General features: G+C 73.4%; 7 protein-coding genes. 1 reads left to right on the top strand and 6 read right to left on the bottom strand.

Annotated elements, in window-relative coordinates; all coding sequences use genetic code 11:
- Positions 1-77 precede the first annotated feature (77 nt).
- From ilvN to SXIM_RS21410, 4 genes are all read right to left on the bottom strand, one after another.
- Complete coding sequence (gene ilvN, locus SXIM_RS21425; RefSeq protein ID WP_019434252.1) at positions 78-602, bottom strand: acetolactate synthase small subunit; 525 nt, start codon at positions 600-602, stop codon at positions 78-80.
- A 44-nt stretch (positions 603-646) separates the two neighbouring features.
- The gene (locus SXIM_RS21420) at positions 647-2518 is read right to left on the bottom strand and encodes an acetolactate synthase large subunit (RefSeq protein ID WP_030738879.1); all 1872 of its coding nucleotides are present in this window, start codon (positions 2516-2518) and stop codon (positions 647-649) included.
- A 235-nt stretch (positions 2519-2753) separates the two neighbouring features.
- Positions 2754-5882, bottom strand: coding sequence for a putative bifunctional diguanylate cyclase/phosphodiesterase (locus tag SXIM_RS21415; protein WP_425473474.1), 3129 nt, complete (start codon positions 5880-5882; stop codon positions 2754-2756).
- A 99-nt stretch (positions 5883-5981) separates the two neighbouring features.
- A complete protein-coding gene (locus SXIM_RS21410) occupies positions 5982-7007 on the bottom strand; it encodes a 2-hydroxyacid dehydrogenase (protein ID WP_078847000.1) in 1026 nt (341 codons plus the stop codon).
- 146 nt (positions 7008-7153) lie between these two features.
- Here SXIM_RS21410 and SXIM_RS21405 point away from each other — a divergent pair, with 146 nt between their 5' ends.
- Positions 7154-8170: an aldo/keto reductase gene (locus tag SXIM_RS21405; protein WP_030738872.1), complete on the top strand. Its 1017-nt coding sequence runs from the start codon at positions 7154-7156 to the stop codon at positions 8168-8170.
- Positions 8171-8224: 54 nt separating this feature from the next.
- Here the strand turns inward: SXIM_RS21405 and SXIM_RS21400 are convergent, their stop codons facing one another.
- On the bottom strand, positions 8225-11239 hold the full coding sequence (locus SXIM_RS21400) for a helix-turn-helix transcriptional regulator (protein WP_046724909.1): 3015 nt from the start codon (positions 11237-11239) through the stop codon (positions 8225-8227).
- A gap of 77 nt (positions 11240-11316) precedes the next feature.
- Entirely contained in the window at positions 11317-11523 is a 207-nt protein-coding gene (locus tag SXIM_RS21395; RefSeq protein WP_046724908.1) for a hypothetical protein, read from the bottom strand.
- Between the last annotated feature and the right edge of the window lie 217 nt (positions 11524-11740).

Raw genomic sequence — 11740 nt, 5'->3', positions numbered from 1 at the left:
GCGGTCGCGGCGTGCGTCCACCGTAGGTGGTGCGGTGATGGGATGGGTGCGGATCTCGCTGTACGGACCGGTTCCCGCTAGGCGGATCGCTCCAGGGCGCGCAGGGAGCGGTCGGTGATGGACCGGGCTCCGCGTCCTATGGCGATGGTGCCGGACTGCACCAGTTCCTTGATGCCGAAGGGCTCCAGCATGCGCAGCATGGCTTCGAGTTTGTCACTGCTGCCGGTGGCTTCGATGGTGACGGCCTCGGGTGCGACGTCGACGGTCTTGGCGCGGAAGAGCTGCACGATTTCCACGATCTGGGACCTGGTGTCGTTGTCGGCCCTGACCTTCACCAGAACGAGTTCCCTGGTGACCGCCGACGCGGAGTCGAGTTCGACGATCTTCAGGACGTTGACCAGCTTGTTGAGCTGCTTGGTGACCTGTTCCAGGGGGAGGGCCTCGACGTTGACCACGATGGTGATCCGGGACACCTCGGGGTGTTCGGTGGTGCCCACGGCGAGGGAGTCGATGTTGAATCCGCGGCGGGAGAACAGGGCGGTGATGCGGGAGAGCACCCCCGGCTTGTTCTCGACCAGGACGGAGAGCGTGTGCTTGGACATGGGTGGCTTCGTTCCTCTACCTGTACGGCGGTGGCTCTCGTCGGTCAGTCGTCCCCGTCGCCGAAGTCCGGGCGCACCCCGCGGGCGGCCATGACCTCGTCGTTGGAGGTTCCGGCGGCGACCATCGGCCAGACCATGGCGTCCTCGTGGACGATGAAGTCCACGACGACGGGGCGGTCGTTGATGGAGTTGGCCTTCTCGATGACCGCGTCCAGCTGCTCGGGTGTCTCGCAGCGCAGTCCGACGCAGCCCATGGCTTCGGCGAGTTTGACGAAGTCGGGGATCCGGGTGCCCTGGCTGGTGGCCGTGGGGTCGGCGTCCGGACCGTCGCGCAGCACGGTGTTGGAGTACCGCTGGTTGTAGAAGAGGGTCTGCCACTGGCGGACCATGCCCAGCGCGCCGTTGTTGATGACGGCGACCTTGATGGGGGCGCCGTTGAGGGCGGCGGTGGTCAGTTCCTGATTGGTCATCTGGAAGCAGCCGTCGCCGTCGATGGCCCACACGGTGGACTCGGGGCGGCCGGCCTTGGCGCCGAGCGCGGCGGGGACGGCGTAGCCCATGGTGCCCGCGCCGCCGGAGTTGAGCCAGGTGCCGGGGCGTTCGAAGGCGAGGAAGTGGGCGGCCCACATCTGGTGCTGGCCCACGCCCGAGGTGTAGATGGTGTCCTCGGGGGCCAGCGCGCCGATGCGTTCGATGACCTGCTGCGGGGAGAGCGAGCCGTCCTGCGGGAGGTCGTAGCCCAGCGGGTACGTCTCGCGCCAGCGGTTGAGCAGCTGCCACCATTCGCGGTAGCGGGTGGCGGCGGCCTCGCCCTGGTGGCCGGCCTCGGTCTCGGCCTGCAGGGCGGCGGCGAGGTCGGTCAGCACGTCCTTGGCGTCGCCCACGATCGGCACGTCGGCGATGCGGATCTTGCCGATCTCGGCGGGGTCGATGTCCGCGTGGATGACCTTGGCGTGCGGGGCGAAGGAGTCGCTGCGGCCGGTGACGCGGTCGTCGAAGCGGGCGCCGAGGGTGATCAGCAGGTCGGACTTCTGGAGCGCGGTGACCGCGGCGACCGAACCGTGCATGCCGGGCATGCCCAGGTGCTGGGGGTGGCTGTCGGGGAAGGCGCCCAGGGCCATGAGGGTGGTGGTGACGGGGGCGCCGGTCTGCTCGGCGAGGGCCAGCAGCTCGGGGGCGGCGCCGGCCTTGAGGACTCCGCCGCCGACGTACAGCACGGGGCGCTTGGCCTCGGAGATCAGCCGGGCGGCCTCGCGGATCTGCTTGGCGTGCGGGCGCGAGGCGGGGCGGTAGCCGGGCAGGTCGATGGCGGGCGGCCAGCTGAAGGTGGTGCGGGCCTGGAGGGCGTCCTTGGCGATGTCGACCAGGACGGGTCCGGGGCGGCCGGTGGCGGCGATGTGGAACGCCTCGGCGATGGTGCGCGGGATCTCCGCGGGATCGGTGACCAGGAAGTTGTGCTTGGTGACGGGCGTGGTGATGCCGCAGATGTCGGCTTCCTGGAAGGCGTCGGTGCCGATGACGGAGCTGGCGACCTGGCCGGTGATGGCGACCAGCGGCACCGAGTCCATGTAGGCGTCGGCGATGGGGGTGACCAGGTTGGTGGCGCCGGGGCCCGAGGTGGCCATGCACACGCCGACCTTGCCGGTGGCCTGGGCGTAGCCGGTGGCTGCGTGGCCCGCGCCCTGCTCGTGGCGGACCAGGATGTGGCGCACGGAGGTCGAGTCCATCATGGGGTCGTAGGCGGGGAGGATCGCGCCGCCGGGGATGCCGAATACGGTGTCCGCGCCGACCGCTTCGAGAGAGCGGATGAGCGCCTGGGCGCCCGTGACGTGCTCGACGGTGGCGGCGGGCTGCTGGCTGCCGCCACGGGGGGCCCGTGGCTGCGGCTTGGGGGCCCCGGTGGCCTGTTCGGTCATCGACATTCTCTTCTCGGAGATGAGGGTGATGCGCTGGTGCGGGTGCGGGTCTCGGTATCGGTGCAACAAAAAACCCCCCGTGCCGGATGGCATGCGAGGGGAGCGCGTCGCTGGTCCGCGGGGGGTGTCCCGGGGTCAGCCGACGCGCCGTCCAAGTACGAGAATTCGGGTCTGCATGGTGATGACCCTCCACCTATGGGCGGCCCTGTGTCAAGTGGGCGGAATCCACGTCTCACTATGTGGGCGCCACCGGGGACGGGGCGGGCCCGGCGGCGGTCGGGTCGGCGCGGCCGTGCAGCCGGGGCGCCGGAAAGGTGGCCGGAACGGCGGCCAGACCGGCGGCAGGCTCCGTGGCCGCCCCGGACGGCCGGGGCGCCCGGCCGCTCTCCAGCAGCCGGTGCAGGCGGATCGGATCCAGGGGCTCGCCGAAGGCCGGGCCCTGGGCGTGGCTGCATCCCAGGGCGCACAGCGTGGCGGCGAGGTCGGGGTGGTCGACGCCGTCGGCCAGGGTGTGGACGCCCAGGTCCGCGGCCATCCGCAGCAGTCCGGCGGTGATGGTGCGCAGGGAGGGTGAGTCCACAAGCCCTTCGGTGAGCTCGCGGTCCAGGCGGACGAGGTCGACGGGGAGCCGGTGCAGCACGGCGGGCGGGGTGGCGGGCCCGCCGAAGCCGTCCAGGGCGATGCCCACGCCGAGCCGGCTGAGGTCGGACAGGCGGCGGCGCAGTTCGGGCGCGGCGAGCGCGGGGCCGGACTCGGGAAGCTCCAGGACGAGGGCCTCGGCGGGCAGGTCGTGCTGGGCCAGGAGTGCCTCGATGCCGCCGGCGCCCAGGGACCGGTCCGCGAGCCGGCCGGCGGGCACCCGGACGCTGACCGGCAGGGTCAGCCCCGCCGCGTGCCGCCGTCCGGCCTCGGCGACGGCCTGCTCCAGCAGCCAGCGGGTGACGTCCGTGGACCGGTCGGCGCCGCCGTGGTGGTCGGTGAGGCGGGCGAACGGGGGCCCGTACTCGCGGCGGGGGCGCAGGTGCTCCAGCGGGGTGGACAGCGGCGCGTGGGCGGAGCGCCGGCGGGCCTGGGCGCTGAGGGCGGCGATCCGGCCGTCGGCCAGGGTGACGACCGGCTGATGGAGCAGGGTCAGCTCACCGGTGTGCAGGGCGGTGCGCAGCCGTGCGGCGAGCTGGGTGCGGCGTACCGCCTCGGTGCGCAGGTGGGGCGCGTAGAACTCGACGCGGGCCTTGCCCGCCTGTTTGGCGCGGTACATGGCCAGGTCGGCGTCGCGCATCAGGGTGGCGGGGGTGCTGCCCGGCTCGGCGAAGGCGACGCCGATGCTGGCGGCCACCCGCACCTCGCCCTCGCGCAGGTGGTAAGGGCGGGACAGTGCGGCGCGCACCCGTTCGGCGATCTCCGTCATGCGCTGTTCGCGGGGGGCGGGGGCGGCGCCCGGGTCCCCGGTGATGAGCGCGGCGAACTCGTCCCCGCCCAGCCGCGCGGTCACATCGCCCTGGCGTACCGACTCCCGCAGCCGCCGGGCGGCCCGGACCAGCAGTTCGTCGCCCGCCTGGTGGCCGATCGAGTCGTTGACGGCCTTGAAGCCGTCGAGGTCGATGAAGAGCACCGCGATCTCGCCGGCCGCCACCGGGCCCTGGCCCAGCGCCGCCTGAAGGCGCTCGGTGAACAGGGCGCGGTTGGGCAGATCGGTGAGCGCGTCGTGGGAGGCGCTGTGCCGCAGCTGTTCCTGGAGGCGTACCCGGTCGGTGACGTCGCGGCTGTTGAAGATGAGGCCGTTGAGGTGGCGGTTGACAGTGGACTCGATGTGCATCCACCGTTCGTCGGGGCCGCCGTGCCGGATGCGGCACTCGATGCGGGTGGCCGGCTCGGCATCGGGGGCGGCGGCCAGGAAGCGGCACAGCTCGTAGAGCACGCGGTCGGCGTCCTCGGGGTGGATGAGGCTGTGGAACGGCTTGCCGATCAGCCGGTCGGGGTCCCGTCCGTAGACTCCGGCGGCGGCCGGGCTGACGTACCGGAGCTTGCCGTCCGAGGCGGAGATCATGATCACGTCGCTGGAGCCCTGGACGAGGGAACGGAAATGATTCTCCTGCCGGGCCAGTTCGCGCGTGAGCTTCGTGTTCTCCATGAGGGTGATGCCCTGCCGGGCCAGCAGCGCCACCACCACGGTGGCGGCGGTGACCACCACCACCGGGTCCGGCCGGCCGCCGCCGGTGTTGTAGGTGAGCAGGATACTCAGGAAGCAGACGGCGGCGGCGAGATAGGGCATCAGAGAGGTGAAGGAGCCGAGCCGGTCGGGCGACCCCTCGCCGTCCTCGTCCTCCGGGAGGGTGGCACCCGTACGCGCGGCGACGGGGGCCGCGGGGGCGAGGGGCGGGCCCGCGGCGAGCGGAGCGGACGGGGTGAGGGGGGTGAGCGAGGGCGTGGAGGGGGCGGTGGCTCCGGCGTCCGGGGTGCCGTCGGCGACGTCCGTGCTCCGGGGCGCCCGCGCGCCGGGCCGCTCGTCCTCCCCGGGCCGCCCCGACACCCAGGGGGCCAGCGCCAGCAGCAGGGACCCGGCGAACCAGCCGGCGTCCAGCAACTGTCCCGAGCTGTAGTGCTCACGCAGCATCGGGGAGCTGAACAGGGCGTCGCACAGCACCGTGACGGCGAGCCCGCCGACCGCCATGTTGACCGCGGAGCGGTGTTCCGGGCCGCGCCGGAAGTGCAGCACCAGCAGCATGGACACCAGGGCGATGTCCAGGAGTGGGTAGCCCAGGGCGAGCGCCGCCCTGGCCACCGACTCGCCCTGCCGTTCGGCGGTGTGGACCAGCGCCACGCTCCAGGTGAGCGTCAGCAGCGAGCCGGCGACCAGCCAGGCGTCCAGGCCGAAACAGAGCCAGCCGGTGCGGTTCAGCGGACGTTTGGCGAGCATCAGCAGGCCGACGATGGCCAGCGGCGCGAACAGCAGGTAGCACAGATCGGCGGCCGAGGTGCGCGGGACGGGGACCCGCAGCACCACCTCGTACCAGCCCCAGATCGCGCTGCCCAGGCCCGTCATGGCGGAGGAGAGCCCCAGCAGCACCCAGGCAGGGCGCAGGGATCCGGCGCGGGTGCGCGCGTACCACAGGCAGGATCCGCTGGCGAGCCAGGCGGCGGCGCTGAGCCCGAAGTCGCCCATGAAGGCGGCGGCCTGGGGCGTTCCCCAGCCGAACGCGGCGCCCACCACGTAGGCCCCGCACAGGGCGGCCAGCGCCAGCTGCGGCAGTGGCCCGCCGAGCAGGGCGGGCCGCGGTGGCGGGGCGGCCGGGGGCGCGGTGCTGTCCCCGGTGCTCATCGGCTCGCCCGCCACGCGGTACCGCGGCCGTGCTGAAGTCGGCATTTCGTCCATGGACCGTGCATCCGCCTGTCGCCCCCTGCTCCGCTGAACTCTCCCCGGCAGGGACGATACACCAGCACCGTCACTCAGCGCCATAGGCATTCAACCCAGAGTAATAATGAGGGGGACCCTCTGCACGATGCGTAGCGAACTCATCTCACTGTGTGATTGATGTGACTCCTGTGATCTATTCGGCTTCGGCCACCACGTACTCGGGGTCTCCCCCGCCGCGAACCGTTCCAGCTGGGCCCGGACCAGACGTTCGGCACGCGGCCTGAAAGCCGTGGAGGGGCCACCGACATGCGGGGTGATGAGCACCCCCGGCGCCTGCCACAGCGGATGCCCGGCGGGCAGCGGCTCGGGGTCCGTGACATCGAGCGCGGCCAGCAGCCGGCCCGACTCCAGCTCCGCCAGCAGCGCCTCGGTGTCCACCACCGCGCCGCGTGAGACATTCACCAGCAGGGCGCCGTCCGGCAGCGCGGCCAGGAACTTCGCCCCGACCAGACCACGGGTCGCCTCGGTCAGCGGCGTCGCCACGATCACCACCTCCGCCCCCGGCAGCAGCGCCGGCAGATCGGTGGAGGCGTGCACCGGGCCGCGCGGGGAGGTACGGGCCCGGCCGGCGACCCGTACCACCTCGGCCGGTTCGAACGGCAGCAGCCGTTCCTCGATGGCCGCGCCGATCCCGCCGTACCCGACGATGAGCACCCGCCGGTCGGCCAGGGAGGTCCACAGCCGGGTGTCCCAGCGCTCGGCACTCTGGTCGCGCACCGCCTTCGGGACGCCGCGCAGCGCGGACAGGGTGAGGGTGAGGGCGAGTTCGGCGGTCGAGGTGTTGTGCAGCGGCCCGGCGTTGCACAGCAGGGCCCCGGTGGGCAGCGCCGGTACGGCGGGCAGCATGTGGTCCACGCCCGCCGTCAGGGTCTGCACCACGCGCAGCCGGGGCATGTGCGGCAGCGGGCGCACCGCGACCTCGGGGCCCTTCATGTAGGGCACCGTGTAGAACACGCAGTCGGCGGGGTCGGCGGGGAACTCCTCCTCGCCGTTCCAGTGGACGTAGGTGAGCGAGGCGGGCAGGGGGGCCAGTTCGGCGGGTGGCAGGGGCAGCCAGACATCTCCTGTGGTCATGACCGCCAGGCTACGCGCGGCCGTTGGACGGCCCTTCCGGCGAAGCTGTCGGCCGCGCCGGTTACGTTGGAGGACGCGGACGGCGGGACGGCGGGGGCCGGGCACGACGGGGCACAGCGGGGGCACAGTGGGGAAGGAACGGTTCGGTGCGGTACAGGACGATCGGCACGGGGGCGGTCCGGGTAGGGGCCATCGGTCTGGGCTGCATGCCGATGAGCTGGGCGTATTCGGCCTCCCAGCGGGACAGACAGGGCTCGCTGCGGACGGTGCGGGCCGCGCTGGACGCGGGGTGCACGCTGGTGGACACCGCGGACATGTACGGCCCGTACACCAATGAACTGCTGCTGGGCCGGGTGCTGAAGGAACGCAGGGACGAGGTGTACCTGGCCGCCAAGTGCGGGCTGCTCGCCGGCGAGCGGCACATCGTGGCCAACGGCCGCCCCTCCTACATCAGGCGCGCCTGCGACGCGTCGCTGCGCCGGCTGCGGACCGATGTGATCGATCTGTACCAGCTGCACCGGATCGATCCCGAGGTGCCGGTGGAGGAGACCTGGGGGGCGATGGCCGAGCTGGTGGCGGCCGGAAAGGTGCGGGCGCTGGGGCTGTGCGCGCTGGAGCCACGCGGCCGGCACGGGCGCGGCGTGCGGGCCGGCGCGGTGGCACCTGACCGGTACGACCGCACGCTGCGGGTGCTCAGCCGGATCCAGCAGGTGTTCCCGGTGAACTCCGTCCAGGCGGAGCTGTCGGTGTGGTCGCCCGAGGCGCTGCGCGGGCTGCTGCCGTGGTGCGAGGCGCGGGGGATCGGGCTGCTGGCGGCGATGCCGCTGGGGAACGGTTTCCTCAGCGGCACGCTGACGCCCGGCGTCGGCTTCGAACCGGAGGACCTGCGGGCCCGGCACCCGCGCTTCACCGCGGAGATGATGGCGGCCAACCAGCCGCTGGTCGCGGGGCTGCGCCGGGTGGCCGCCCGGCACGAGGGGGCGACGGTCGCCCAGGTGGCGCTGGCGTGGCTGCTGGCGCAGGGGCGGCACGTGATACCGATACCCGGCACCAAGCAGGAGCACTGGGCGCGGGAGAACGCGGCGGCCGACGAGGTCCGGCTGACACCGCTGGACCTGAAGGAGATCGCGGCGCTGCCGGCGGCCCAGGGCTCTTGGGAATGATGTCCCCGCCCCGTGGCGGCGGAGAGCCGGACGGCCCCCTCGGCGGTCCGCGGGTCAGCGGGCCGGGGTGACCCGTTCCTCCGTCAGCAGGCCCAGCCGGTGCGCCAGCGCCGCCGCCTCCCCCCGGCCCGACACCTCCAGCTTGGCCAGGATGTGGGAGACATGGACGCTGGCCGTCTTCGGGGAGATGAAGAGCTCCTGCGCTATCTGGCGGTTGCTGCGGCCGGCCGCCACCAGGGCCAGCACATCGCGTTCGCGGCGGGTCAGGCCCCGGTCGTCCCGCCCCGCCGTCCCGGGGCCGGCGGCGGGAGCGAGCGGCAGCCGGGCGCGCTGGGCCAGTAGTTCGACCCCGCGCATCAGCGGTGCCGCACCCAGGGCGCGGGCCGCCTCGTACGCCTGGATCAGCAGCGCGCCCGCGCCCTCGCGGTCGCCGTCCGCCAGCAGTGTCTCCGCGCCGTGCGCGCGGGCCTGCGCGAGCAGGTAGGGACGCTCCAGCCCTTCCAGCGCGGCGATCACCGCGGCCCAGTCGGCCGCCCGCACCGTGCCCTCGGCCCGCCGCAGCTCCGCCTCGACCAGCTCCGCGTGGGCCTGCCACACCGGATAGTGGCGGCGGAGCCCGGCCGCGTACGTACGGATCAGGCCGATCGCCTCCGCCCGTCCGGGTGCGGCGGCCGACACCCCGGCCGCGTCCGCCTCGGCGACCGCCGCCGCGTGCACCAACGGCCAGGTGTAACTGCCGGCGCCCGGCGCGAGCCCGGCCGCCACGGCCGCGGCGAACAGTTCCCGCGCGTCCAGGATCCGGCCCCGGGCCGCCGCGAGCAGCAGCTTGCAGCGGGCCGCCGGGTGGGCGTGCTGCACCGACCGGTCGTACGCGTTGTACTGCTCGGTCATCACCGCGATCTCGGCCTCCGCGACCTCGTACTCGCCGCGTGCCAGCGCCACCTGGGCGACGAACTCGGCCGACAGCGCGCGGTTCACCGGGGACGCCGCGTCGGCGGCGGCGGTGCGCCCCGCCGTCGCCGCGTCGTCCCAGCGGCCCAGGGAGTACAGCGCGTCACCGCGGTTGCGGTGCAGCCACACCGCGGTCTGCCGCAGCCGCCACCGGTCGGTGAGCTTCAGCGCCTCCTCGCCCACCTCCAGGGACTCCCGGGAACGGCCCACGGTCTCCAGGACCGACTGGAGGTTGACGTGGCTGCGGGTGAAGACGTTGACGTGGTGCCCGGCCTGCACCCGCTCGGCCGCCGCCCGCATCACGGCGATGCCCTCCTCGCCCGCGCCGGTCTCGGTCATCAGCCCGCCCAGACTTACCAGGGCGTGCAGTTCGGCCTCCTCGTTGCCCATGGCGCGGGCCAGGTCCACGGCCTGCCGCGCCGTCTCCAGCGCGTCGGGCCCCGCGTCGAACAGCACCCCCCAGGTGGCGGCCTCGGTCAGCACATGGGCGTGGGTGGGGGACGGGTCGAACCCGGCCAGCAGCGCCTGGGCCCGCTTGAGCTCCTCCCAGCCGGTGCCCCGGGCCAGATGGCGCAGCAGCCGTGACGTCTGGCTCCAGAACCACGCCGCGCGCAGCGGATGCTCCGGCTCCACGATGATGCGCAGCGCCCGCCTGGCCACCGACAGGCCCCGCTCCGGCTCCCCCGCGAGCCGGGCGGTCAGCGTGATCTCGGCCAGCAGGTCCAGGTGGGCCAGGGTCTCGTCCACACAGTCGCACAGCGGGTACGACTCCACGTCCCGCGCCGGGCGCTGCGCGGTCCTGATCTCCGCCGGCACGCTGTCCCACAGTTCCAGGACGCGATCCAGCATCCTCAGCTGCTCGGCGTACGCGTGCCGGCCGCGTGCCGCGTCCGCCGCGCGCAGCGTCGCGGGCAGCGCCTTGACGGGGTCGTTGGCCTGGTACCAGAACCCCGCCAGCCGGGCGGGGCGTTCGTCGGCGCACACCAGCGCCGGGTCCGCCTCCAGCGCCTCCGCGTAGCGGCGGGAGAGCCGTGACCGCTCACCCGGCAGCAGGTCGTCGATGACCGCCTCCCGTACCAGGGCGTGCCGGAAGCGGTAGCTGTCGTCCTCGTCCACCCGCAGCAGATTGGCGCCTACGGCGGTGCGCAGCGCCTCGATCAGCTCGTCCTCGTCGCCGGGGACGACCGCGCGCAGCAGGGCGTGTTCCACCCGGGAGCCGCCCCTGGCGGCGATCCGGATCACCCGCTGGACGGTCTCGGGCAGCGCCTCGACCCGGACCAGCAGCAGATCGCGCACCGAGTCGCTGATCATGCCGGGCGGCTCGTCCCCCTTGAGGCAGCCCGCGAGCTCCTCGACGAAGAAGGCGTTGCCGTCCGAGCGGGCGTAGACCTGCTCGACCACCCGGGCCCGGGGTTCGCTGCCGTGGATGCCGGCCAGCTGGCGGCGGACCTCGTCGACGGTGAACCGCTCCAGTTCGATCCGCCGCACCGTGCGCAGCCGGTCCAGCTCGGCGAGGAAGGGCCGCAGCGGGTGGCGGCGGTGGATGTCGTCGGAGCGGTAGGTCATCAGCAGCAGGACCCGGCCGCGCGGCAGGGAGCGGAAGAGGTAGCTGAGCAGTTCGCGGGTGGAGCGGTCCGACCAGTGCAGGTCCTCGATGGCCAGGACCAGGGTGCGGGTCCCGGCGAGGGTTTCCAGCAGGCGCGCGGTCAGTTCGAAGAGCCGGCCGCGGCCCTCCTCGGTGCCGGCCGGGGCGGGGAGGGCGGTGGGCTCGCCCAGTTCGGGCAGGAGCCGGGCCAGTTCGTCGCCGAATCCGGCGGCGGCCTGGGTGAGTTCGTCACCGAACCGGCGGTGCAGGCCGCGCAGCAGTGTGGAGACGGGGGCGAACGGCAGGCCGTCGGCACCCGCCTCCACGCAGGCGCCGACGACGGTGAGGGCGCCGGTGTCCCGGGCGGCACGCGCGAGTGCCTCTTCCAGCAGCCGGGTCTTGCCCACCCCCGCCTCGCCGCCGATGAGTACCGCCTGCGGGGTGCCGTCGTCCGCCTCACGGAGTGCGCGGTCCAGGGCGGCGCTCTCCTTGTCGCGTCCGACGAACACCGGGCTGACGGATCTGATCTGCATGTTTCGCAGGATCGCACATCCGTCCGACAAGCTCCCGGGAGTTTCGGGGGCGGAGCCGGGGACAGGAGCGGCGGGTGTCACGCGCGGGTCCGCAGCCAGCGGCGGGGTACGGACGCCCGTACGCTCCGTTCCTGACCTCCGTCCGCTCCCGTGACGGCCGGCCTCGCGGCGTCGGCCGCCCGCCGTGCCCGGCCGGCCTCGCGCAGCAGGCGCTCGTGGCGCGCTTCGCGCCGCAGGCTCTCGATGCGTTCCCGGACGATGTCGATGTTGAGGTCGCCGTACATGGGGTCCCCGCCTTCGCCGTGGTGGCTGATCTCTGGATGCCTCCACACTCCTCGGGCAGGTGGGGCGGGCACATCGGGCAGCCTGCGCATCCGCGCGTACGGCGGGGTCCTTAGGCGGGCCGGAGTGGGGGGCGGCGGCGGGTAAGGCCCCCGCGGCGGAACTCCCGGCCCCTCCTCATCGTCCTTTCCGATGAGACGAGGATCGGTTCTCGACCTG

The organism is Streptomyces xiamenensis, assembly GCF_000993785.3.
GTDB lineage: Bacteria > Actinomycetota > Actinomycetes > Streptomycetales > Streptomycetaceae > Streptomyces > Streptomyces xiamenensis.
Note: the sequence above shows the minus strand (reverse complement) of the source record. Positions and strands in the feature narration are given on the sequence as shown.